The 23,969-nt window shown below is 42.5% G+C and carries 20 protein-coding genes and 1 pseudogene; 10 read left to right on the top strand and 11 right to left on the bottom strand.

What is annotated here, in order from left to right; genetic code table 11:
* Nucleotides 1–124 precede the first annotated feature (124 nt).
* The 4 genes from F902_RS04430 to F902_RS04445 are packed head-to-tail and all read right to left on the bottom strand — an operon-like array spanning nucleotide 125 to nucleotide 6,379.
* Nucleotides 125–3,292, bottom strand: a complete 3,168-nt coding sequence (locus F902_RS04430; protein WP_005201373.1) for an efflux RND transporter permease subunit — start codon at nucleotides 3,290–3,292, stop codon at nucleotides 125–127.
* Nucleotides 3,282–4,508, bottom strand: coding sequence for an efflux RND transporter periplasmic adaptor subunit (locus tag F902_RS04435; RefSeq protein ID WP_005201374.1), 1,227 nt, complete (start codon nucleotides 4,506–4,508; stop codon nucleotides 3,282–3,284). Before F902_RS04435 ends, F902_RS04430 begins: the two co-directional genes overlap by 11 nt.
* A complete protein-coding gene (locus tag F902_RS04440) occupies nucleotides 4,508–5,929 on the bottom strand; it encodes a TolC family protein (RefSeq protein WP_005201375.1) in 1,422 nt (473 codons plus the stop codon). The genes F902_RS04435 and F902_RS04440 overlap by 1 nt, the downstream gene beginning before the upstream one ends.
* A gap of 54 nt (nucleotides 5,930–5,983) precedes the next feature.
* On the bottom strand, nucleotides 5,984–6,379 hold the full coding sequence (locus F902_RS04445) for a cation efflux protein, CzcI-like (protein ID WP_201772394.1): 396 nt from the start codon (nucleotides 6,377–6,379) through the stop codon (nucleotides 5,984–5,986).
* A gap of 153 nt (nucleotides 6,380–6,532) precedes the next feature.
* On the opposite strand from F902_RS04445, the gene F902_RS04450 reads away from it, so the two are divergent.
* Complete coding sequence (locus F902_RS04450) at nucleotides 6,533–7,219, top strand: YidX family protein (protein WP_005201376.1); 687 nt, start codon at nucleotides 6,533–6,535, stop codon at nucleotides 7,217–7,219.
* A 172-nt stretch (nucleotides 7,220–7,391) separates the two neighbouring features.
* Entirely contained in the window at nucleotides 7,392–7,769 is a 378-nt protein-coding gene (locus tag F902_RS04455; protein ID WP_004803862.1) for a tetratricopeptide repeat protein, read from the top strand.
* A gap of 47 nt (nucleotides 7,770–7,816) precedes the next feature.
* On the opposite strand, the gene ettA is transcribed toward F902_RS04455, so the two are convergent.
* Nucleotides 7,817–9,478, bottom strand: coding sequence for an energy-dependent translational throttle protein EttA (ettA, locus tag F902_RS04460; RefSeq protein WP_005201377.1), 1,662 nt, complete (start codon nucleotides 9,476–9,478; stop codon nucleotides 7,817–7,819).
* Nucleotides 9,479–9,776: 298 nt separating this feature from the next.
* Here ettA and F902_RS04465 point away from each other — a divergent pair.
* Nucleotides 9,777–11,052, top strand: a pseudogene (locus tag F902_RS04465) (O-acetylhomoserine aminocarboxypropyltransferase/cysteine synthase family protein).
* 249 nt (nucleotides 11,053–11,301) lie between these two features.
* Entirely contained in the window at nucleotides 11,302–12,189 is an 888-nt protein-coding gene (locus tag F902_RS04470; protein WP_004803857.1) for an SDR family NAD(P)-dependent oxidoreductase, read from the top strand.
* A gap of 67 nt (nucleotides 12,190–12,256) precedes the next feature.
* Here the strand turns inward: F902_RS04470 and F902_RS04475 are convergent, their stop codons facing one another.
* On the bottom strand, nucleotides 12,257–13,354 hold the full coding sequence (locus tag F902_RS04475) for an SDR family NAD(P)-dependent oxidoreductase (RefSeq protein ID WP_005201381.1): 1,098 nt from the start codon (nucleotides 13,352–13,354) through the stop codon (nucleotides 12,257–12,259).
* 105 nt (nucleotides 13,355–13,459) lie between these two features.
* Between F902_RS04475 and F902_RS04480 the strand changes: the two genes are divergently transcribed.
* Both F902_RS04480 and F902_RS04485 read left to right on the top strand, forming a co-directional pair.
* Entirely contained in the window at nucleotides 13,460–13,846 is a 387-nt protein-coding gene (locus tag F902_RS04480) for a MerR family DNA-binding protein (RefSeq protein WP_005201382.1), read from the top strand.
* Between the two features lie 492 nt (nucleotides 13,847–14,338).
* Nucleotides 14,339–15,631, top strand: coding sequence for an MFS transporter (locus F902_RS04485; RefSeq protein ID WP_004803848.1), 1,293 nt, complete (start codon nucleotides 14,339–14,341; stop codon nucleotides 15,629–15,631).
* Nucleotides 15,632–15,694: 63 nt separating this feature from the next.
* Here F902_RS04485 and F902_RS04490 read toward each other — a convergent pair whose 3' ends face one another.
* Nucleotides 15,695–16,459 carry an HD domain-containing protein gene (locus F902_RS04490; protein WP_005201383.1) on the bottom strand — a complete coding sequence of 255 codons (765 nt, stop codon included), beginning with the start codon at nucleotides 16,457–16,459 and terminating at the stop codon, nucleotides 15,695–15,697.
* 383 nt (nucleotides 16,460–16,842) lie between these two features.
* Here F902_RS04490 and F902_RS04495 point away from each other — a divergent pair, with 383 nt between their 5' ends.
* The gene (locus F902_RS04495) at nucleotides 16,843–18,150 is read left to right on the top strand and encodes a CitMHS family transporter (RefSeq protein ID WP_004803844.1); all 1,308 of its coding nucleotides are present in this window, start codon (nucleotides 16,843–16,845) and stop codon (nucleotides 18,148–18,150) included.
* Between the two features lie 86 nt (nucleotides 18,151–18,236).
* On the opposite strand, the gene F902_RS04500 is transcribed toward F902_RS04495, so the two are convergent.
* Nucleotides 18,237–19,121 carry a LysR family transcriptional regulator gene (locus tag F902_RS04500; protein ID WP_004803842.1) on the bottom strand — a complete coding sequence of 295 codons (885 nt, stop codon included), beginning with the start codon at nucleotides 19,119–19,121 and terminating at the stop codon, nucleotides 18,237–18,239.
* Between the two features lie 108 nt (nucleotides 19,122–19,229).
* Here F902_RS04500 and F902_RS04505 point away from each other — a divergent pair, with 108 nt between their 5' ends.
* Nucleotides 19,230–19,985: an SDR family oxidoreductase gene (locus F902_RS04505; RefSeq protein ID WP_005201384.1), complete on the top strand. Its 756-nt coding sequence runs from the start codon at nucleotides 19,230–19,232 to the stop codon at nucleotides 19,983–19,985.
* 49 nt (nucleotides 19,986–20,034) lie between these two features.
* Here F902_RS04505 and F902_RS04510 read toward each other — a convergent pair whose 3' ends face one another.
* From F902_RS04510 to F902_RS04520, 3 genes are all read right to left on the bottom strand, one after another.
* Entirely contained in the window at nucleotides 20,035–20,352 is a 318-nt protein-coding gene (locus F902_RS04510) for an AzlD domain-containing protein (protein WP_005201385.1), read from the bottom strand.
* Nucleotides 20,349–21,062: an AzlC family ABC transporter permease gene (locus tag F902_RS04515; RefSeq protein ID WP_005201386.1), complete on the bottom strand. Its 714-nt coding sequence runs from the start codon at nucleotides 21,060–21,062 to the stop codon at nucleotides 20,349–20,351. Before F902_RS04515 ends, F902_RS04510 begins: the two co-directional genes overlap by 4 nt.
* Before the next feature lie 77 nt (nucleotides 21,063–21,139).
* Nucleotides 21,140–21,970 carry an AraC family transcriptional regulator gene (locus F902_RS04520; RefSeq protein WP_005201388.1) on the bottom strand — a complete coding sequence of 277 codons (831 nt, stop codon included), beginning with the start codon at nucleotides 21,968–21,970 and terminating at the stop codon, nucleotides 21,140–21,142.
* Nucleotides 21,971–22,284: 314 nt separating this feature from the next.
* Between F902_RS04520 and F902_RS04525 the strand changes: the two genes are divergently transcribed.
* Both F902_RS04525 and F902_RS04530 read left to right on the top strand, forming a co-directional pair.
* Nucleotides 22,285–23,208 carry a DUF2167 domain-containing protein gene (locus F902_RS04525; RefSeq protein WP_005201390.1) on the top strand — a complete coding sequence of 308 codons (924 nt, stop codon included), beginning with the start codon at nucleotides 22,285–22,287 and terminating at the stop codon, nucleotides 23,206–23,208.
* Complete coding sequence (locus F902_RS04530; RefSeq protein WP_005201393.1) at nucleotides 23,209–23,952, top strand: hypothetical protein; 744 nt, start codon at nucleotides 23,209–23,211, stop codon at nucleotides 23,950–23,952.
* Nucleotides 23,953–23,969: the final 17 nt, after the last annotated feature.

Below are 23,969 nucleotides of genomic sequence, written 5' to 3' on the forward strand. Positions count from 1 at the left end.
TGGACTCCTTATCATAATTGAATAAGACCTGTTGCAGTCTTAAAGTCAGCCAAGGCGAAAATCGCTTTGGCTGGTTCAGATTCTTCTTAATAAAGTGCTTCATTAAGAAGATAGCATAAACAGATTAAATTGCACTTTCCTGACGTTTGTCCTGTTTGGCTTCATTCATCCAACGATACACCACGGGCAAAATCAGCAGGGTCAGCAAGGTGGATGAAATAATCCCGCCAATCACCACGGTTGCCAGTGGGCGCTGAACTTCTGCACCCGTACCTGTGGCAATCGCCATTGGGATAAAGCCAAGCGATGCAACAAAAGCAGTCATCAAGACAGGGCGTAAGCGTAATACCGCGCCATGCCATGTAGCGTAATGAACATCATATTGCTCTCGTAACTCTTTAATAAAGCTCAGCATCACCAGACCATTCAGCACGGCGACACCAGAGAGCGCAATAAAACCGACACCTGCCGACATCGACAAAGGAATGTCGCGTAGCCATAGCGCCACCAAACCGCCCGATAGGGCAAATGGCACACCACTAAACACCAGCAAGCTTTCTTTAAAGTTATTAAACACCGCCATCAACAGAACAAAGATCATCAGCAATGCCAATGGCACCACAATCTGCATTCTGGCTTTTGCCGAGGCCAGATTTTCAAACTGACCGCCATAACCAAGCCAATAACCGCTTGGTAATTTTTGCTGAGATAATTTCTGCTGCATTTCACCCACAAATGAGCCCAAATCGCGGTCGCGTACGTTGGTGGTGACCACAACCCGGCGTTTGCCATTTTCACGGCTGACTTGCGCCAAGCCTAAAATATTCTCCACTTTTGCCACGTCTTGTAGTTTGATCAAACCACCATTCGGCAGCTGAATCGGCAGCATGGCCAGTTGCTGCGGCGTACGCATCCCATCATCCAAACGCACTACAAAATCAAAACGACGGTCACCCTGTAAAATCTGCCCAACACTTTGTCCACCAATACTTGCAGCAACCAAATCCTGAATGGATTTCACTGATAAACCGTATTGCGCAGCCAATGCATGGTCGATATCGACATTGAGTAAAGGTAAACCATCAGTTTGCTCAACCTTCACTTCACTCGAACCTGTGATGGTTCTCAAGGTTTGAGCAACTTTTTCTGCTTCTTGGTTCAATACCTGCATATCATCACCAAAAATTTTCACCCCAATATCACTACGTACGCCTGAAATCAGTTCGTTGAAACGTAATTCAATCGGTTGTGAAAACTCACTGTTGTTACCTGGAATTTTCTCAACATAAGCCAACATTTTGGTTCGAAGCTCGTCAATGGTTTCCGATTTATCAGGCCATTGATCACGCGGCTTTAACAGAACGATTGCATCAGAAATATTAGGGGGCATCACATCCGTTGCCACTTCGGCCGTACCTGTACGGGCAAAGATCGCTTTGATTTCTGGAAACTCTGCGAGCAATTGCTTCTCAACACTTTCCTGAATCTTCAGTGACTCTTCAATTCCGGTACTTGGTGCACGCATCAACTGTAAAGCAAAGTCACCCTCACTCAGTTGTGGCGCAAACTCACTACCGACACGCGAACCAATCGCAGCGGTGAGTACCAAAATAGTCACCGCACCGGCCACCACCACATAGCGGAAAGCATAGGCTTTATCCAGCAAGGATTTATAACCGTTTTTTAAGGCGGCCATCCAACGACTTTCTTTCTCTTTGACCTCACCAGTAACAAATAACGCCACCGCAGCAGGAACAAAGGTTACGGATAAAATAATCGCACCAATCAAGGCCAAGACCACGGTCATTGCCATTGGGTGGAACATTTTCGCTTCTACGCCTGCCAGTGCAAAGATTGGCAAATACACCACCATAATGATGATTTGTCCAAAAATCAGCGGACGTCTTGCCTGTTTTGCCGCCAAGAACACTTCGGTAAAGCGTTCTGAACGGGTCAGGAGTCGACCTTTATGGTGTTGAGCCTCTGCCAGCCGTCGGATACAGTTTTCGACAATCACCACCGCACCATCGACGATAATCCCGAAGTCCAATGCGCCTAAACTCATCAGGTTGGCACTGATTTTCTGCTCCGCCATCCCTGTCAGGGTAAACAACATGGATAAGGGAATAATACAGGCGGTAATCAATGCCGCACGGAAGTTACCCAAGAACACAAACAGGATCACAATCACCAAGATTGCACCTTCGATCAGGTTCTTCGCCACCGTCTTAATGGCTTTATCAACCAAGTTACTGCGGTTATAGACCGTTTCGACCACCACCCCTTCAGGCAATGAACGTTTGATTTCCTGCATTTTGCTGTCGAGTGCTTGAGCGATGGATTTACTGTTCTCACCCATCATCATCATGGCAATACCGAGTACGGTTTCTTCACCGTTGTATGTTGCACCACCGGTTCTTAGATCATGGCCAATCGAAACTGTTGCAACATCGGCAACACGAATCGGCAAACCATTCTTGGTACTGACCGTGACATTTTCAATGTCTTGTACTGTTTTCAACATCCCCGGAATACGTACCGTCAGCTGTTGACCATTTTCTTCAATAAAACCCGCACCGCGGTTTTCATTATTTTCAGTGAGTACAGTTTGCAAATCGGATAAGGGAATTTGCAGTTGTTGCAAACGTTTCAGGTCGGGAGAAACCACATAGGTCTTGTTATATCCCCCAATGGTATTGATTTCAGCAACACCCGGCACACGTTGTAATTGAGGACGAACAATCCAGTCCTGAATTTCACGCAAGTCCATGGCCTCATAAGGCGTACCATCGGCCTTTTTGGCATTCGGTTCAGCCTTGATCACCCATTGATAGATCTCGCCAAGGCCGGTTGAAATCGGTGACATTTGTGGATCGATATCATCAGGCAAAGCACTCTTGGCTTCCTGTAGGCGCTGGTTAATCAGCTGTCGCGCCCAGTAGATATCGGTACCATCTTTAAAAATCACTGTGACTTGGGACAAGCCGTAACGGGAGATCGAACGGGTTTGTTCCAAGTTCGGAATACCCGACATGGCATTTTCAATCGGATAAGTAATGCGTTGTTCAACCTCAGGGGCAGTGAATCCCCCCGCCTGACTATTAATCTGCACCTGTACGTTGGTAATGTCAGGCACGGCATCAATCGACAGTTTTTGGTAGCTATAAATACCGACCCCGATCCACGCCACCACAAACAGCATGACCCAAATCGCATTGCGGATTGAAAACTGAATAATCCGATCAAACAGACCTTCCGCGGGAGGAAGCTGCAACTTATCTTTAGTGTCCATGCTCGGCCTCTCCCTTCTCGATCTCAGATTTCAAAAGGAAACTGCCTTGACTGACATATTGTTGCTTTTCAGTCAGACCCGATTGGATTTCCACCCACTGCCCATCACTTGAGTAATTACCCAGTTGTACAGGTGTTGGCGTGAAATGCATTTGGTCTTTCTCTTGCTTGGCCACGAAAACTGTAGCTTTACCCTCGATCTGCTGAATCGCCGCTTTGGCAACACGAAGCACAGGCTTCTTGTCCGTGCCATCTAACAATACGTTCACCATCAAATTAGGTCGTAATTCTTTGGCTGGGGTTAGTACTTTGGCACGCACCTGCAAACGACCTGTCTGGGTATCTGCCGCGGTGGTCAAGGTCTGGATCTGTGCTTTAAAGCTATTATTGGTTTGCAGCGACTTAAACTCGATCTGCTGATCTGGTTGGACATTGATGTTATTGACACTTGGTAAAATAAACTCAATCCAGAGTTGATCCAGCTGATCAATTACAAATAATTGCTTATCGGCGGTAATTTGCTCACCTACCACAATATCTTTCAGACTCACCACACCGCTTAAAGGTGCGGTCAAGACATAGCGACCCTGACTGCCACTGGATGCACCCAAGGCAGATAAGCGGCTACGTGCAGCTTGTACCTGAATCTGTGCCTGACGATAGGCATTATAGGCACGTTGATAATCCTGACGTGCAGAAACCCCTTGTTCCCAAAGTTGTTTTTCACGTTGATAATCTTGCTGTGCAAGCGTTAAAGCTTCTTGGGCAATACTTAAATTGGCTTGCTGATCTACCAGATCTGGGATAAATAGAGTGGCTAATACTTGCCCTTTCTTGACTTGTTGACCGAGTACCGCATTGACACTTTCCACACGCCCAGCAAAGGTTGCTGAAACATGCGCTTGCTGATCGGTATTGGTCACCAGTTTTGCTGGGTAAGCAAATTGCTGTCCGACTTCACCTACACCAACCTGAGCCAGCTTAACCCCATATTCAGTCATCTGTTTTGGGCTTAGGTTTAAGCTACCTTCCTCACTTTCAGCCTGCCCAGCCTCACCTTCTGTATGTCCTTCCTCACCTTCGCCATGACTATCAGCTGCTGCCTCACCGCTGGCTTTGTTTTTACCCGTGAAAAATAATAACGCGCTCAGGACTAAGCCAACGGCGATAACCAGAATGACCCAAAACCACTGCTTTTTAGATTTATTTGTCGACATTATTCTGCTCCTACTACAGCGGGAAGGCTATTGGTATCTTTCCAAAGGGTTTGATTAATCTGATTTAAGGCATCACTTGAACTCACCATACTCGGCTCAATTCCCAGTGCTAAACTTTCTGCATCAATTTGCTTTTGCCAGGCACTCTTAAGTAACTGCACTTTATTTAAACGTTGATCTTGCAATTGCATGGTGGCTTGCTGCACATCGGTAATGGCATATTTACCAACTTTGAAACCGAGCAGCATTTTCTCTTGCACCGTTTCAGACAATGGAATTTGTCGTTGATTGACGAGATCGAACTGTTGTTTCAATCCCGCCAACTCTGCAGTTAAGGTCTGAATGGCATTCAAGTTTTGCTGTTTGTAAAACTGTTGCTGTTTGACCAGTAAATCTTGTTTGGCATTGGCAATCCGTAATGAATACTGCTGACGATTAAAAATATTCAACGGGATATCGATGCCCACTCGGAACTTGTTATCGGTCGAATTGGTTTCTGCGCTTTTACTTTGCACCATGCCTAAATTGACCGTCGGATTTGGTCGGTTGGATACTTTTAAATAATCGATATTGGCTTTTTGACGCACAATGTCGAGTTGAATGGCGCGCTCAAATAAGTTGTTCTGCAAATAATCTTGCAAATCTTTTTGTTGTGGCCAGACATTGCTTGCCTGAGTAGAGAAGCGGTTATCGGTACTGCCCCACAGATTCGCCAATTGACGCTTTGCAGTGGCTAAGGAGAGTTCGGTTTGTTGAAATAACCGTTGATTTTCAATATGCGCCATCAAGGTACGATCTAAATCGACCTGCGCAATGCTGCCCGCTTTGAGCCTTAAGCGCGTTGCATCCAAAGTGTCCTGACTGGTTTTTAACTGTGCCTGAACCACATCATGTTCCAGCTCTAGCACCACGACTTGCGACCACAGATATTTAACTGCTAACTCAAGTTGCGCATTGTAGAGTTCCTGATTAAGGCCCACTTGAGATGCTTGTACATCGGCAAGCTTAACCGCAGCACGACGTTGACCAAAAATGTCTAATTTTTGTGAAACACCAAATTCCAGCTCTTTGTCTTTGCCTGACCTAAAGTCGGTTTGCTGAATAGAAATACTTGGATTCGACCATAACCCCGCTTGTTTTACATTGGCCTCAGCGATTCCTTGCTGTGTTTGCCACACCCCTGTACCAGCCTGATATTGCTTCACATCCTGCAAGATTTGCTCAAAATTCAGATTGCGTTGTGCAGCTTTGCTTACAGGCTGCTGATTCGCATCCAGTAAAGATTCTGCGGCAATGGATGGACTCAAAATGGCCGTGCTTAAAGCAAGTGCCAACACTGACCACTTCAATGACAATTGAGTACGATTTTTCCGCGTATGCTGCTCAACTGCATGAATACGCTGATTTAAACTAGAAGACATATAAAGCCCCGCAAAGTAATAAGAATGCGGTGGGCTATTTTTCGGCTACCCCACCTATAGCGGGGTCAATACAGGGGGCGGATTTAATCCAGAGAGATGTGGTGACTGGTAGGAATTAGACCAGTAATATTTTTGTTCTACGTCCTGACTGTGCAACATCGGTTCATTTACACGTTGCTGAACTTCAGCCACCACCACATGAAAACAAGATGGCAGATGGTCATGATGATCTTGCAAGCTTAAAGGCATCGGTAAATCTGCTGCGACTTTATCAAAGATAGCGCCTTGTTCAGCACTGTGTGTCTGTTCAGCAACATGATGCCCAAAATGATTCAATGTACTGTATTCACTGACCGTCTCATGCGCGCAAAATGCTGCCGCCACATTCCAGAAACTTTGGAACATGAACAAACTCAGCAAGACGGTCACGAAAACAGTTGAGCGTTGCAACAGCACACCCTTACAGTAAATTGCACAAAGGCACTATAGCAGGCTATGCCAATGTAATAAAATTACAAAACATTTTTTAGTCAATTTCTCACTGATTTAAAACGTTTTTTGATTCTCATTCATGATAACAATGTTCTCTGTTACGGGTATTTTATGTATAAAATCTTCTCTCTTTGGGTCTTAGCTATGGTATTAAGCGGATGCGCAACCAGCCTACTTTCCACTGCCTTACCCAATGAAAGCTCACAGGTTCAAACCACCACACTGAAAACCGATCAGATTCTGGCGCTTGGACAAGCCATTCAAAATGAAAAAAGCCAAGGACTAATCTTTATTGGAAAAGATTTCAATTACTTAATGACCGATGGTAGTACTGAACTCCTAAAGCTTTTGCATGCCATTCCAGCCGAGCAACGCAGCTTTAGTCATCCTAGCCCACTGGTACTGACCATGGATGACCCGAATCATTTTCGTGGCGTATTACAAATTCGCTATCACACCCGTATGGTGGATCTCAATCCAAAGCAAAAAGAATTATTGAAATCCTTAGGTTTTAGACAAAATTTTGACTTGATTCAAAACCAAGAAACTGCGCCTTATCCTTATATCAATGTGTTTTTTAAAGGGCAGCTGTATCAAGCACTCGATCAGCAAAAAATCCAACAAAAATTGGCACAGCCCTATCCAATTACCTTACAACAAGAGACCACCATCACCACCAAACATCCAGTCAAACGCGCAACCCGTATGGTGCTCTATCCTTTGGCAATGGTCTTCGATGTAGTTACTGTTACACCACTCCTGATGTGGTCTGATCTACGAGGTGATTTTAATAAATAGACACAAATAAATGGGTACAGTTAGATAAGCCAATGACCTAAACAATCAGGTATTGGCTTATTTTCTATAGCATTTCTCACAGCTATGGAATACACAAATAGAACAATAGCTGCAAAGAAAAAACATATATTAAAAACATAATAATGAAAAACTTAGCTCAAGGAGTTGCATGATGAATATTGCAAGTATCAAACAGCGGTTGCATTCCTATTGTTCTGGTTTGGTTCAACAGAACATCATCTCTGAGTCTGAACGAGAAATTCATAAAGCTGAGTTTTTTCAAACATTGGCACATCATGAACACGAGCAAGACAGCCACCCTTTTATTTCAGCCAATGACCGCAATGCGGTTTGGTATTTTCTTCGTGCAGCCTTACGTGGTAATGCAGATGCCGCTTTTAAACTCGGCGAAAGCTATTTGCATGGCGAGTTAGGTTTAGATAAAAATTATGGCAAAGCACAATATTGGTTAGAACGCGCAGCCCATTTAGGGCATCCTGAAGCGAAAGCCTATTTATATAGCGCATTCAGTGAATTAGCTTTTTCATAAGCATAAAAAAACCAGCTCGGAAGCTGGTTTTTTTTTATTGACAGAAATTAACCTGTAATCTTTTTATATTTAGAACGTTTTGCGACCGCTGCATCACCTAAACGCGACTGACGGTATGCTTCATATTCAGCATAGTTCCCTTCGTAGAACTCAGGCTGTTCATTTTCAAATGACAAGATATGCGTTGCAATACGGTCCAGGAACCAACGGTCATGCGATACCACCATCACTGTGCCTGGGAATACAAGAATTGCATCCTCAAGTGCACGTAAAGTTTCGATATCCAAGTCGTTTGATGGCTCATCCAGCAAGATAACGTTTGCACCCAACTGTAAGATTTTAGCAAGTTGTAAACGGTTACGCTCACCACCTGATAATTCGCCTACACGTTTTTGCTGATCTTGGCCTTTAAAGTTAAAGCGACCAATATAAGCACGCGATGCAATTTCGTATTCACCGATTTTTAGGATATCTAAACCACCAGAAACTTCTTCCCAAACGGTTTTATTATTATCCAAAGTATCACGGATCTGACCCACGTAAGCCACTTTAACTGACTCACCTAAAGTCACAGTACCCGTATCTGGTTGCTGTTCGCCAGTCATCATACGGAATAGCGTGGTCTTACCCGCACCGTTCGGACCAACAATACCAACAATCGCAGTTGGTGGTATTGTGAAGGTTAAGTCTTTATAAAGCAGACGACCATCAAATGATTTGCTGATGCCTTCAACTTCTACAACTTTATTGCCTAGGCGCGGGCCAGGTGGAATATAAATTTCAGAAGTTTCGTTACGCTGTTGGAACTCACGTGAGTTAAGTTCTTCAAAACGCTCCATACGCGCTTTGTTTTTCTTTTGCTGACCTTTGGCATTTGAACGAACCCATTCCAGTTCTTTTTTCAATGCCTTGGCAAAAGATTCTTCTTGCTTGTTTTCTTGCTCTAAACGCGCATTCTTTTGTTCTAACCAAGAAGAATAGTTACCTTGGTAAGGAATACCCATGCCACGGTCAAGTTCAAGAATCCACTCAGCGACGTTATCTAAGAAATAACGGTCATGCGTAATCGCTACGATTGTGCCTGGGAAATCTTTCAAGAAACGCTCTAACCAAGATACTGATTCAGCATCTAAATGGTTCGTTGGTTCGTCAAGAAGCAACATATCTGGCTTAGAAAGCAATAAACGACATAATGCAACACGACGGCGCTCACCACCTGAAAGCAATGATACATCTGCATCCCAAGCTGGAAGATTCAATGCATCAGCAGCAATTTCAAGCTGGTTATTCAGGTTATGCGCATCCCAAGCATGGATGATTGATTCTAATTTTTCCTGCTCTTTTGCAAGCGCATCAAAATCTGCATCAGGCTCAGCATATTCAGCGAAAACTTGATCAAGACGAGCTAAAGCATCAAGTGCTTCACGTACACCATCTTCAACGTTACCACGAACGTCTTTGCTTGGATCGAGTGGCGGTTCTTGTTCTAAGTAGCCGATCTTGATTCCTGGTTGTGCACGAGCTTCACCTGAGAAATCTTTATCTACGCCAGCCATAATACGGAGTAAGGTTGACTTACCAGCACCGTTCAAACCAAGCACACCAATTTTTGCGCCTGGGAAAAATGATAAAGAGATGTCTTTTAAGATTTCGCGCTTCGGCGGAACCATTTTCGACACTCGATTCATCGTATAAATATATTGGGCCACGCAGGACTCCTCAAGAAAAACCAATACATCGCAAAATAGCGAATAAAATAATCGGCGTATTATACGCTGAAAACCCAATTGACTTGAAGTTAAGATGACATTTGTTTGTCTGGATCAAAGAATTTTCTTTTGCAAGACATTACAGGTTTGAATTATTTGGTCATTTTCAAAAACAATTACGACCGATAAAGACTCGCTATATCACTAAAATCACTATCAAGCGCAAAAATTATGCACCATTTTGGATAAAATATACGCTAGACTCGATCAATATTTAACACACGTAGATGATGTAATCATGACTTATAAAGATGAAACTTTAGCTATTCATGCGGGATATTCACCAGAAGCAACCACCAAAGCAGTGGCGGTGCCGATTTATCAAACCACCTCGTATGCCTTTGATAATACGCAACATGGGGCAGATTTATTTGATCTTAAAGTTCAAGGAAATATCTATACCCGCATTATGAACCCGACCACGGCCGTACTTGAACAGCGTATTGCGGCACTTGAAGGTGGTATTGGGGCATTGGCTTTAGCCTCTGGTATGGCGGCAATCACTTATGCGATTCAAACCATTGCCGAAGCAGGCGACAATATTGCATCGGTATCCACCTTATACGGTGGAACGTATAACCTGTTTGCCCATACCTTGCCAAAGCAAGGCATTGAAGTACGTTTCTTCGATTATCAAAATCCAGAAGCATTGCGTCAGATTATTGATGAAAAGACTAAACTGGTCTTTGTTGAATCGATTGGTAATCCCCTTGGCAATATTATCGACCTTGAAGCAATTGCCAAAATTGCCCATGAGTATGGCGTCCCTGTTATTGTTGATAATACCGTAGCGACACCTGCCTTATTAAAGCCATTTGAATTTGGCGCCGACATTGTTGTGCATTCACTGACCAAGTATATCGGCGGACACGGCAATAGCATCGGTGGCGTGATTGTCGATAGCGGCAAGTTTCCTTGGGGCAAATATCCTGAACGCTTTAAAGCTTTAAATACACCTGACCCAAGCTATCATGGCGTGAATTATGTCGAAGTCTTAGGTGAAGCCGCTTTTATTGCGCGCGCGCGTGGTGCCATTACGTAATACCGGTGCAGCAATTAGTCCATTAAGCGTCTTCTTGATCCTACAAGGACTGGAAACCTTGAATCTACGGATGGAACGCCATACCGAAAATGCCATCAAAATTGCCGAATATTTAAAACAACATACAAAAGTGAAGTGGGTAAATTATGCAGGTTTAAAAGACCATCCGCAGCACCATTTGGCACAAAAGTATGTGAAAGGTAAACCTTCTGCCATCCTTTCTTTCGGTGTTCAGGATGGTCTGGCAGGCGGCACCCGCTTTATTGATGCATTACAGCTGTTTACCCGTCTGGTGAATATCGGAGATGCCAAAAGTCTAGCTTGCCATCCAGCCACGACAACCCACCGCCAACTCAATGCAGAAGAGCTCAAATCAGCAGGCGTCAGTGAAGACTTAGTGCGATTATCTATTGGGATTGAGCACGTCGATGACCTGATTGCCGACCTCGAACAGGCCCTTGCTCAAGTTTAATTTTAATGAAATCAATAAGCCCCTCTTCAGGGGCTTATTTTTTGTTCAAAATCACAAAGTTTTTATTGCTTTTTCAACTATTACAAGATCTTGTTTTAGAGCTTTTACTCTAAAAAAGACATTATTTTTCAAATATTTACACTAGACAAACAAAAAATATCGGTTAATATTACACCAAAATAAAGTGCAGTGTTTAATCGTAATAAGAAGGCATTGCAAACAACAGCGTGATTAATGTAGGTAACTTACATGAATGCAAAACTCAAAAAACTTTTTCAGCAAAAAGTCGACGGTAAAACAATCATTGTCACAGGAGCATCAAGTGGTATTGGTTTAACGGTTTCAAAATACCTTGCTCAAGCAGGTGCTCATGTCTTATTGCTCGCTCGTACTAAAGAGAAGTTAGATGAGGTCAAAGCAGAGATCGAGGCTGAAGGTGGAAAAGCGACCGTATTTCCATGTGATCTCAATGATATGGAATCTATTGATGCCGTTTCAAAAGAAATCTTAGCAGCAGTAGATCACATTGATATTCTTGTAAATAACGCAGGACGTTCAATCCGTCGTGCGGTACATGAGTCAGTTGATCGTTTCCATGACTTCGAACGTACCATGCAGTTAAATTACTTTGGTGCAGTACGTTTAGTCTTGAATGTTTTACCGCACATGATGCAGCGTAAAGACGGTCAAATCATTAACATCAGCTCAATTGGTGTTCTTGCCAACGCAACTCGCTTTTCTGCTTACGTTGCGTCTAAAGCTGCATTGGATGCATTTAGTCGTTGTTTATCTGCGGAAGTTCACTCACACAAAATTGCGATTACCTCTATTTATATGCCTTTGGTCCGCACACCAATGATTGCACCAACCAAAATTTATAAATATGTACCAACGCTTTCACCTGAAGAAGCAGCCGATTTAATTGCTTATGCAATCGTGAAGCGTCCGAAAAAGATCGCGACGAACTTAGGTCGCCTTGCTTCGATTACTTATGCGATTGCACCAGACATTAACAACATTTTAATGTCGATTGGTTTCAACTTATTCCCAAGTTCTACTGCTTCTGTCGGTGAGCAAGAGAAGTTGAATTTAATTCAACGTGCCTATGCACGTTTGTTCCCAGGCGAACACTGGTAATCTTTTTAGCTAGATTCAGAAAAATAGCCAATCTTTTGATTGGCTATTTTTTTATTAGAAATAAGTTCTAGTTGCTTTGATTGATCCAGTCGGTGGTTTTACGGATCGCTGCTTCTAAATTCCCCGTCGAAATCTGCCAGCGCTGTTGAAACTGTGTCAATCGTTCTCGATCCAACTGTTCTGTTCTTAGAAAACTCAGCATTTCCGTAGACATTTCTAATTTTTTTGCCAACCACGGCCACTTTAAAATAAATCTTAACAGCCCAATCGGCACATGTCTGGTTGGTGCATTCACCTGTAATTGATCTGCAATCATTTGAGTGAGTTGATGCAAAGCCAGATTATTTTCACTGACAGCCAACATCGCTTGATTCGACAAAGCCATATCCACAGAAGCACTGACCATTATCCGACATAGGTCATCGACACGGATTAAAGGTAGATAATGCTGAGCTGTTGCAGGGATGGCACTCATTTTTCTCCGTTTGAGCACATCAATCATTTGTGCGATTGGCTGATTCGTGGGAATTTCACCCGACACATCATCGCCAACTACTGTTGCAGGATGAATAATGGTCCAATCTACCGATAGCTGCTGTGCACGTCGTATCCATGCAAAATGCGCTTCAATCTTGGATGCTTCATAAGCCCCCAGATGCTGATACACAGATGGCCATTGGGTACGTTCAGGTTGTTCATGACAAACCCCTGCCTGCTCTAAATGCCTCGTGATCGTCAACATATAACCCGAAACATGTACTGCACGTTTTAAATCGCACTGCTGATGTACACAAGTTAATAAGTTCAACGCACCTTCAACATTGACTGACTGCGCTTGCTGCATACTCAGATTCCACGCAAATAACGCACTACTATTATATAAAGTGTCCACTGTGCTTAATTTTTGCCAATCTTGCTCGCTGATGGCTAGCTTAGCCTGTGTCACATCACCTTGAATAAAGCTCAATTGATTCAAGGACACACCTTTTTGACTGAGCCAATTTGTGAGCACGGGTTGTTGTTTAGCTTGATTCCGGACTAAGGCAAAAACCCTATGTCCTTGTTTTAATAATTCTAAAATTAAATAACGGCCAATAAATCCTGTTGCACCTGCGACCAAAGCGACTTGTTGATCTTGCTGAGTTTTTAAGTTGTTATGCGCCATCTCATATGCTCTTTTGATTGAATGTAGGCATAGGCTAAAGGATGGAGTACACTCAATGGTCAAGTCATTTTTTAGACATATTCAAGAATAATAAGGATGATCACCATGTTAATTGGACAATTGGCAAAACAGACGGATTTAAGTCGGGATACCATTCGCTTTTATGAAAAAATGCAGTTAATCAAATCCATCACCTGTAATAATGGCTATAAAGATTATTCAGAACAAACGCTGCAACAGTTACAACTGATTCGTACCGCAAAAAATCTTGGATTCTCGCTCAATGAAATTAAGCAGATTTTAGCGATGACAGCCCAAGATGAAATCCCTGCCCCACAAGTACAAAGCATTTTCCAAGACAAGTTAGATTTGATAGATGAGAAGATTGCACAGCTTCATCAAATCAGAACGATGTTAAGTCGATTTACTCAAGGTGAAGCGTGCCCATTGAGAAAAGATTGTCCGATTCCAGACCTCAACCAATTGCTTTAAAAACTTTCTGCAATGCCCACAACAGCTAATGTGTATAAACTAAAACTTATCCACAGCTTTGCTGCATTAATCATCAGTAGCGTCTGTTGATTTTGCTCCTCGCATATTTTCTGGATCGCATATTTCCAATGCGATTGCCACGCTCACCTTCCAAGACAAGCGCTTCATGTATTGAATTGAAATAAAAAGATGAAAATCCTAAAAAATGCCTTTATTACAATCTATTTACATAACAGCAGCTTGTCCTGTTCCTAGATTGTCCCTTGATACAGCTCAATTAATTGCTTTTAAAAACATTAAATTCCCAATATTGACCATTCTGACATTCTTTATCTGTCAATGATTTAGCTAAAAACCAGTATTATTCTCTCTATCTAAAAATACATTCATAAAAAGCATACAAAATAGTGTCATTTTCATGCTTCTTTAGCGGTATATAACATTCTGTAAAGATTCAGTTACAGAATCTTGCTTGGTTGAAAAGGAACATATATGAGTCAGACATATAGCAAGGAAGAAAAAAGAAGTCGTATCAAAGGTATCGTCGGTGCGGCATCAGGGAATTTAGTTGAGTGGTTCGATTTCTATATTTATGCCGTTTTTGCTGCCTATTTTACCCATGCATTGACCGCTCCAGATATGGATCCAACCACCAAAGCCATTTATGTTTGGGGGGTGTTTGGCGCCAGCTTTTTCATGCGCCCAATCGGCAGTTGGCTATTCGGACGTATTGCTGACCGCCAAGGCCGTAAGCAATCAATGGTCATTTCAATTTGCTTAATGGCACTCAGTTCATTCCTGTTCGCAGCCTTACCGACTTATGATCAAGTCGGGATGTGGGCCCCCTTTTTACTGCTCATGGTACGTTTACTGCAAGGTCTCTCTGTGGGTGGTGAGTATGGTGCTGTTGCCACCTATATGAGTGAACTCGGCTTAAAAGGGCAACGAGGCTTCTTTGCATCATTCCAGTACGTCACTCTTTCAGGTGGTCAGTTACTTGCCAGTTTACTCGGGGTAATCTTGCTCGGGTTTATGACTGAACAGCAATTGAATGATGGTGGCTGGCGTATTCCTTTCGTCATCGGCGGTATTGCTGCATTATTATCTTTGTTCGCCCGTAGTCGTTTAGAAGAAACCTTGTCACATGAAGATGCTGAACGTGAAGAATCGGGTAGCTTAATCGCCTTGCTTAAACAGCATTGGAAAACGTTCTTACTGGTTGTCGGCTATACCTCTGCGGGTTCACTGACCTTCTATGTAGTGACGGTTTATTCAAAAACCTACCTCACCAATATTGGTATGGATGGCAAAACCGTTGGCTTTATCATGACCACGGCGCTATTTGTATTCATGTTGGCGCAACCTTTATTTGGTATGTTGTCAGATCGCATTGGCCGTCGTGCTTCCATGTTGGCATTCAGTTTACTCAGCGCCATCTTTATTTATCCGGTCATGGTCACAGGTATGCGCAGCTTTGCTGACTCCCCTGTTATCATCACCCTATTACTGATTTTCTTGATGATGCTGCTGAGCTTCTATACTTCGATCAGTGGTTTGGTCAAAGCTGAAATGTTCCCGCCGCATGTTCGTGCCTTAGGTGTAGGTTTCTCCTATGCGGTGGGTAATGCCTTATTTGGCGGTTCCGCGCCATCCGTAGCGTTATTGTTTAAAGATGCAGGCATTGAAAATACCTTCTTTGTCTATGTCATTATCATGCTGTTAATCTGCTTCATGTGTAGTTGGGCCTTACCGAAAAAGCCTGAATATCTGGAACATGATCACTAAATAAATTGTGCCCGAAATCTAAACCACTTTTGTAAAAGCAAAGGTGGTTTTTTATTTTGAGCGTTATTGCACATAAGGATTTAAATTCACCAACTGCTTAAAGCCACTCTGCATCAGCATAGCAGTACGAGATCGAGGACGTTGCTGTGCTTCCTGTTGGGTAAATTCAATCATAATCTGATTAAAATCAAGACGAGGGTATCTTTGCTGTAATTGCTGTCTAAACTGTTCTGAAAACTCAAAACCACGGCTACCGATAACGTCACAACTGGCCGCTTGTTGCAGCAAATGCGCTTCTATCCCCTCAGTCAATGCGACATGGGGATTCATATGCATACTGATCACATCAAACAGTTGATCTGCACGAGGCAATTGCCAGCCCTGTTCAAGCGACCAATCTCTTGCAGCATAAGCGCCCTGTCCTGCAAAACAACGGCAATGTTGATGATGCTGATAATGTTGTTCAGTCATCCCTAAATCATGCAATAAGCAGGCAACTGCTAATAATTCATCATCACGTTGCATGTTTTGCATCTTGGCAAAAGCAATGGCATAACACCATGTACGAAGACAATGATTTTGCAGAGACGTTGAGCTACAAGACTGCATCTCCTCTAAAGCCCGTTGCACATTTACGCTATCAGGCAAGATAAGATCATCCAGACGCAATTCATGTTGAACAGTCGGTCTGTTGCGATTCGCCAAACTGTACATTTTTATACTCTGTTTTAACACAGGAAAAAGGCTGTGGCGCAACAGCAGCATACGATCTTTTAAGGATAAATCCCCTGAAGTCTGCGCCATCCAAACGTGTCGACCAATTTGCATTTTCACCTCTTTTTAAAAATTAGAGTAATTACTCTAATTTATGTTGTACTGCAAAAAACGACCGAAGTCAAAATCAAGTCATTTCATTTTGATTGTTCTCAGCACAGTATTTTTTAGAAAGTTGGTGATTCAATCCACCGCTGCCATCTTCTGTTATCGCTCTAAATTTGGCTACTTTTCATTAAAACCATCATTTTTCTATGACCAATTTTCCAGAAAAATTAAACAAAATGTTCATTTCTCGGCCTGTTTGTTTAGTTTTTATCCTTAAGCTTAAGAACAAATTAAGTTTTTATGCATAATGGTCGGCGCTTTAATTTTTATTTTTGGTGTATTTTTAACACTTTTTTATGTCAAGAGGTTACAACTTTAGGGAGTAAATAATGCTGACGCTGATAGGTATTCTAATTATTGTGACAATTGTTGCGCTACTGATGTCTGGTAAAACCAGTCCAATTGTTGCAATGTCGATTGTTCCTCTTATTGGCGCGCTCATTGCTGGTTTTTCGATTAGCGAGATTTCTGGTTTCTTTGAAGCCGGTCTAGCCAAAGTGACCAAAGTGGCGACCATGTTTTTATTCGCCATTTTGTTTTTTAGCATTTTAAAAGAATTACATGTCTTTGATCCCATGATTAAACGCATGGTGCAAATGACCCGTGGCAATGTCGTGATCGTTGCTGTGATGACCACCCTGATTGCTGCGATTGTGCATTTAGATGGTTCAGGCGCTGCCACTTTTTTAATTATTATTCCAGCCTTATTACCACTTTACCGTAAATTGGGCATGAGTCCCTATCTGATGCTATTACTCATGGCAGGCAGTATGGGCGTAATGAATATGGTGCCATGGGGTGGGCCTTTGGGACGTGCTTCAGCCGCGACAGGTTTAGATGCTGCCACACTCTGGCATAGTCTGATTCCCGTTCAAGTGGTGGGTGTTGCAGGGATGATGGTGTTTGCCGTATTTATGGGTTTACGTGAGAAAAAACGTATTCTCGCGGCTCAAGCCCTTGGCACCACCCCATTTGAACAAGACTGCATGGCCAAAGATCTGGCCGAAGATCTGCAAGAAGACGCCAAACCAAAGAATTTATGGTTTAACCTCGGTCTGATCGTTGCTGCCATTATCTGTTTAGCTTTTGGACTATTCTCTGCACCTTATGTGTTTATGATTGCCCTTGCCTTGGTCTTGATCGTCAACTTCCCACAGCCGAAAACACAAATTGAAGTCATTGGCCGTCATGCACCACAAGCTCTAAGCATGGTTGCCATTATTTTTGCAGCAGGTGCCTTCCTCGGAATCTTGTCTGAGTCAGGTATGTTGCAATCGATTGCCCTAGATCTCATTAAAATCCTACCAAGTACATGGATTGCGAGCCTGCACATTCTGGTGGGAATTCTAGGTGTCCCGATGGACATCTTTACCAGTACCGATGCCTATTACTTTGCATTACTACCTATTGTGCAGGAAGTTACTGCTACCGCTGGGGTGAATGCAGATTCTGTGGTGTATGCCATGGCGATTGGCAACAATGCAGGAACCTTTGTCAGCCCATTCTCACCTGCAACTTGGCTTGCGGTCGGACTGACAGGTACCGATATGGGACGCCATTTGCGCTATTCGTTTGGCTGGATCTGGTTATTCAGCTTCTTTACCTTAGGCGCTGGCTTCTTACTTGGTCTGTATTAATCCTTGCCAAAATAAAAAAGCATACTCGGGTATGCTTTTTTATTGTCTCTCTGCTTTGTCCACATGCATTGGCAGTTCCCTTCCCATTACAACTTGGTTTTTAATAATTCATTTAACCAGTCAATAAAGTCCTGAAAATATTTAGGACGGTATTGGCGGTCGGTTAGCAACAGACTGACGGGTAACTGTAAGCTTGGGGTATCAATAAATAATCGCTGTAACTGTCCCTGTTGTACATAAGGCGCTGCATCAAATTCAGGAATTTGAATCATGCCAATGCCTGCTAAACCTGCCTGAATATAAGCCTCGGTATTCTCAACCAATAAACGATAAGGCATTTTGACTCGATGCGCTTGGAATAAAAGCTCACTCCACTCTCGATAATGTTTAGCGACATGGTAATCCACGGCGAAGTGCTGTTGTAGTTCTTCAAAACGTTGAGGTTCGCCAAACTCTGCCAAATATTGCGGCGCTGCCACAGTCCATATTTCAGTTTGGGCAATGGGCCGAATCAGCAGATATTCATCCTGAACTTGTCCGACACGTACTACACAATCCAGCTGTTGCTCGATCAAATTAGAAAAATCATCACTGCCATTCACCAACACTTTTACTTTGGGGTAACGTTGATAAAATTCAGATAGATGAGGAATCAGAACTTGTGTGGCTAAGCGTTTCGGCATACCAATACTGATCTTCCCTTCCTGACTACGCACATGGGTTTTAAAACGATTCAGCTCTTTTAACTGTGCCACCAAACGCATGGCTTCATCGTAAAATAAACTCCCTTCATGGGTTAAAGCCACTTTACGCGTGGTGCGATAAAACAGTAATACCTCATACTCTTTTTCAAGTGTTTGAATCGCATAAGTCACATTGGAACGCGGCAAACCCAATTGCACTGCAGCTTGTGCAAAAGACTGCTTCTCTGCCACCAAACAAAAGATTCTTAAACGATCAATCTTATCCATTTTTATTATTCAACTTCTTTGCACAATCAGTTCAATACTAACAACTATTTCAAACAAATAAATTCAATTAGTATGTTTTTTATGCAAAAACAACATCAGGACAAATACATGTCACAACATCATTTAAATGGAAAAACCGTACTGATCACAGGCGGCGCAAAAAACTTAGGCGGTTTAATTTCACGCAAGTTTGCTGAACAAGGTGCAAATTTACTGATTCATTACAACAGCGCTGCCACCCAAGCCGATGCCGAACAAACCTTAAAAGACGTACAGGCACTCGGTGCAAAAGCCGTTTTGGTACAAGCTGATTTATCCGATATGCAAAATATTGAGCAGTTGTTTATCACCGCTAAAGAAAACTTTGGTGGTGTGGATATTGCGATTAATACCGTAGGTCGTGTGCTGAAAAAACCATATTTAGACACCACCGAACAAGAGTTTGATGGCATGAATGACATCAACAATAAAATTGCCTATTTCTTTATTCAATCGGCAGGTCGTCATCTGAATGACAATGGCAAGATCTGCACCATCGTGACCAGTTTACTTGCAGCGTATACAGGACTTTATTCAACCTATGAAGGCTTAAAAGCACCCGTCGAACATTATACCCGTGCCGCATCCAAAGAGTTTGGTGAACGTGGCATCTCCGTTACTGCGGTCGCACCAGGCCCAATGGATACGCCATTTTTCTACGGTCAAGAAGCACCCGAAGCCGTGGCCTATCATAAATCAGCATCTGCTTTAGGTGGCTTAACCAAGATCGAAGATATTGAACCTTTGATTCGCTTTCTAGTGACAGATGGCTGGTGGATTACTGGACAAACCATTTTTGCCAATGGTGGTTATACCACCCGTTAATTTGAATATTGATAGTGGTTTGGGCATTCAACCGCAATGCCCAAACCCGCTAAGGTAAGAAAAACACCAAAGCATAGAAACAAGCCAAACTCAGAATAATGGTCAATAAGGTATGTTTCACCTTATAGGCAATGATGACGGTTAAAATCGTAGCCAAAAAATACGGATTCAATAAAGTCGAACGAAATGCGCCATGTTCATCCATAAACACAATCGGCGTTGCAATCGCAGTTAATAAACACGGTGCAGAATACTGTAAAGATTGTTGAAACCATTTTGGTAAGCGCAACGGAATATTCGGTTCCAGCAAAATATAGCGGTTCATAAACACCACCACAGCCAGAATAATCAAAAGGAACCAAGTCATGCCACACGCTCCCGTAAATTCTGTAAACACGTCGCGGTTAGCATCCCGATTACCCCTGCCAAGATCGCGGCACTTTTAATCCCTAGACTTAGAAAAACCAAGGTTAACAGCACCGATACCAACACACCGACCAAGGTATTTATGTTCTTAATAAACGGAATCACAATGGCGATAAAGGTCGCAACAATCGAAAAGTCTAAGTGATATTGATCAAGATTCGGCACAGATGAGGCAAGCAGCACCCCACAAATACTAAACAGGACCCAACACAGATAAAAGCAGCTTCCTGCACCCAATAAATAATAAATATAGTGTTGTTGCTTTTTAATACTCACCGCAAACAATTCATCAGTCAGCAAAAAGCCCAATAGCAAGCGGTGTTTTAAAGGCTGTTTGGAAATGTCTTCACGCAGATACAGCGCATATAGATAATGCTGTGTGGTAATCAGAAATACTGAAATGATGATGGTCAAGGCTGGCGTTCCTGCCATTACTAAACCTAAGGTCATCAACTGCGCTGCGCCTGCAAAGACTAAAGCCGACATGCCAATCGCTTGTGCAGTACTTAGCCCTGCCTGAATCGCCATCGAGCCCGCCAATAAGCCCCATGGTAATACCGCAAAACACAGCGGCAGGATTTTTATCACCCCATTGAGAAATGCCCGTGATACCGTCATTGGCGTATCATCGGTTATGCTTTCACTTAACATCAAAATCACAATTGTTCATAAAAGACCTTATGACTATGCCAAAAATTGATAAGAGAGAATTGTATAAAATTGCTGTTTTATTTGAGGTAAGAAATATAACCACCAGGGGTAATCCCAAAAGTCTGTCGAAAATGCCGACTGAAATGACTCTGATCCGAAAAACCACATTGTTGTGAAACCTCAGATAAATTAAGTCCTTGTCTTAGCAGTTTTTGAGATTTCTGCAACCGTGCCTGCACCAACCACGCATGCGGTGATAGTCCGACATGTTTTTTAAATTGACGTAAAAAATGCCATTGGCTGAAATTGGCCATTGCTGCAAGTTCGGCCAATGAAAATTCTTGCTCAGGCATAGTTGCCATCAGCTCTTTGATATTGAGGATACGTTGCTTGGCATTACTCAGATCAGTAATTTGCGGTTTCACCTGACTATATTTCGATACCAACCAGGCAATGGTCGAAAGAAACAAGGTCTGTTTTAATAAAGTATTATGCGGTTGTTCCAATAAATCGAATAACAGACGGAATTGCTGCGCCAATCCTTCATCATGCAATACGGCCTCTCTAAACCACGGCGCTGTACCATGCACGCTGGTCAGATCACGAGTCAATTCATGGAACACTTCAGGGGTTGGATAGATGGCACGATAACGCCACCCCGTTTCGACCGCAGCAGAACCCGTATGTACTTCATCGGCATTGACCAGAATAATATCGCCTTGCGGTGCAACATGGTTACCGCCAGTACGATAGAAGCGCTGCGCCCCTTCCTCAATCACACCAATGCAAAATCCTTCATGAACATGTCGTGAGAATTCCTGCTGATAGTAACTAGCTTTCAGCATTTCCAGACCACCCAGTTCTGCTAGGTGTAAATAATCGACTTGCTCACGAGGTCTACGTGACATCAAGACCTCCTTTGAATTTTTTGCATCTGGTCAGATTAACGTGATTCAGATAGATGTATAGAACAAAATTGCTTTTTGTTCAAATTCAAGCGCGGTCTAAGCCATTAAATAAAAACGAATGGATCAAATTTTATTTAAAAAATTAAATTGGTTCATTAAAATAAGGAATCGATTTTATATAATCTGAGACTAAGAAATTAAAAAAGATAATCATCTCAACATATTTAATTTTTATTTGAAATCTTTTAAACTCCGCGCATAATTTATGCAATAAATTGTAATAAAACCAAAAGCAAAAAATTTGAGAGAGCGATATGTTAAATCCCTTGCACCCTAAAAAATTAATCCCTTTAAGTTATGCAATTGCCTTGAGTCTTTCTGTATTCGGGGCCACCACGATCCCGAGTTATGTGCATGCATCGGCATCAACAGAAGAGACTGCGACAAATAATACGATAGCTCAAAATGCTACAGAAAACCCGATGGCAACATTAGATTGGCATTTAGGCCCGAAAAAAGAAAATGTCGCCAATGTGGCAACGTTGAATACCCTCAAAGATGAAGGATTTCTAGATCCAAAGAATGCCGATAAATTCCTAGAACTCACGGGAAATTTAACCACAGGCACGACCAATATTTTAGTCGCTCCAGATGATTCATGGTGGGCGACCTTTGATTTTGATCCATCAGGTTATGTCAAAGATGATGAGACAATTGATGCCGATGCCTTATTAAAACAACTCAAGGCGTCTGATGAACCTTCTAATGAAGAACGCGCGCGTTTAGGCTATCCCAAACTGTATACCGTTGGCTGGGCCGTACCACCACATTATGACAATCAAACCAAACGTTTAGAGTGGGCACTAAAAATTCGTGATGAAGAGAATAGTGAAGCCATTAACTACACCATTCGTATTTTAGGCCGTACCGGCGTAACCAGTGCAACATTGGTTTCTGACGAAGAACATTTAACTCAGAATATTAATGCCTTTAAAACTAGCTTAAAGGGTTTTGATTATAATTTTGGTGAGAAATACGCAGAATACCGTGAAGGCGATAAAGTGGCTGAATACGGCCTAGCTGCATTAATTGCAGGTGGTGCAGCAGTCGTTGCGACCAAAAAAGGCTTTTGGGCTGCGATTGCAGCATTCTTTGCAGCCGCATGGAAATTCATTGCTGTAGGTGCGATTGCCGTAGGTGGATGGCTGCGCTCCCTATTTAATAAAAATAAATCATAAATGTCGATATCTTTCGATCTATTGATCATCATTGGGATCGTCGGGTTCTATATCTATGACTCGGCTTATCTCTATTTCTATAATGAGTTTAATATTCACAAAGGGTTAGGATCTACATTTAAATCACAATTAATTTCAAGACAGTTCAATGTCTTTCATAAATATTTGTTCATCCCAAACCTATTTTTATCACATCAACTCCTTTTTAAATGTGCATGGAAGATCGAAGATCCTGAACCCGTTGTTCATACCCATGATATTGTCCACCTCAAAAATATCAGCCAAACATTAAAACCTCTGCAATGGGTCAATATTTTAATATTCGTGCTCACCATAGCGGTTTTACCCTGTTTGATTGCATTTAAAGCAGGCTATCTTGCCGTTGCGATCAGCTTAGTCGTTATTTATAGTTTGAATCTTATTTCAATCTTGTTTGTGATTGTAAAAAGAGGGAAACTCCAGCTTTCCTGGCTTAAAATCATACAGCTATTATTAGATGCCTTACTCTGCCCTCCTTTTGCATTAAATCTATTACGAAAAATTAGTTTAAATTATCTTGCCAAAACGGATGGTATATTGCTCACTGCTCAAATACTCAACCAGCAACAATATCAACAGTTACTTGATGAGATTCTGCTAGATATCCAAGCATTAAAAATAGCATCAAATGAGAAAAACATCGCACAGCTCGAATTAAGAGAACAACAGCTGCTCCAGTTAAAAGCACCACTTGAGCATCCATAAATCGCCCGTAGCAGGTA

The sequence above is a fragment of the Acinetobacter higginsii genome (assembly GCF_000369525.1).
Lineage (GTDB): Bacteria > Pseudomonadota > Gammaproteobacteria > Pseudomonadales > Moraxellaceae > Acinetobacter > Acinetobacter higginsii.

Coding starts and splice junctions, on each gene's coding strand:
- F902_RS04490 (WP_005201383.1), bottom strand. CDS start 16,459: ATGCAAATTGGTCGACACGTTTGGATGGCGCAGACTTCAGGGGATTTA.
- F902_RS04470 (WP_004803857.1), top strand. CDS start 11,302: ATGAATGCAAAACTCAAAAAACTTTTTCAGCAAAAAGTCGACGGTAAA.
- F902_RS04495 (WP_004803844.1), top strand. CDS start 16,843: ATGCTGACGCTGATAGGTATTCTAATTATTGTGACAATTGTTGCGCTA.
- F902_RS04500 (WP_004803842.1), bottom strand. CDS start 19,121: ATGGATAAGATTGATCGTTTAAGAATCTTTTGTTTGGTGGCAGAGAAG.
- F902_RS04485 (WP_004803848.1), top strand. CDS start 14,339: ATGAGTCAGACATATAGCAAGGAAGAAAAAAGAAGTCGTATCAAAGGT.
- F902_RS04525 (WP_005201390.1), top strand. CDS start 22,285: ATGTTAAATCCCTTGCACCCTAAAAAATTAATCCCTTTAAGTTATGCA.
- F902_RS04455 (WP_004803862.1), top strand. CDS start 7,392: ATGAATATTGCAAGTATCAAACAGCGGTTGCATTCCTATTGTTCTGGT.
- F902_RS04430 (WP_005201373.1), bottom strand. CDS start 3,292: ATGGACACTAAAGATAAGTTGCAGCTTCCTCCCGCGGAAGGTCTGTTT.
- F902_RS04505 (WP_005201384.1), top strand. CDS start 19,230: ATGTCACAACATCATTTAAATGGAAAAACCGTACTGATCACAGGCGGC.
- F902_RS04520 (WP_005201388.1), bottom strand. CDS start 21,970: ATGTCACGTAGACCTCGTGAGCAAGTCGATTATTTACACCTAGCAGAA.
- F902_RS04510 (WP_005201385.1), bottom strand. CDS start 20,352: ATGACTTGGTTCCTTTTGATTATTCTGGCTGTGGTGGTGTTTATGAAC.
- F902_RS04480 (WP_005201382.1), top strand. CDS start 13,460: ATGTTAATTGGACAATTGGCAAAACAGACGGATTTAAGTCGGGATACC.
- F902_RS04440 (WP_005201375.1), bottom strand. CDS start 5,929: ATGTCTTCTAGTTTAAATCAGCGTATTCATGCAGTTGAGCAGCATACG.
- F902_RS04475 (WP_005201381.1), bottom strand. CDS start 13,354: ATGGCGCATAACAACTTAAAAACTCAGCAAGATCAACAAGTCGCTTTG.
- F902_RS04450 (WP_005201376.1), top strand. CDS start 6,533: ATGTATAAAATCTTCTCTCTTTGGGTCTTAGCTATGGTATTAAGCGGA.
- F902_RS04435 (WP_005201374.1), bottom strand. CDS start 4,508: ATGTCGACAAATAAATCTAAAAAGCAGTGGTTTTGGGTCATTCTGGTT.
- F902_RS04530 (WP_005201393.1), top strand. CDS start 23,209: ATGTCGATATCTTTCGATCTATTGATCATCATTGGGATCGTCGGGTTC.
- F902_RS04515 (WP_005201386.1), bottom strand. CDS start 21,062: ATGTTAAGTGAAAGCATAACCGATGATACGCCAATGACGGTATCACGG.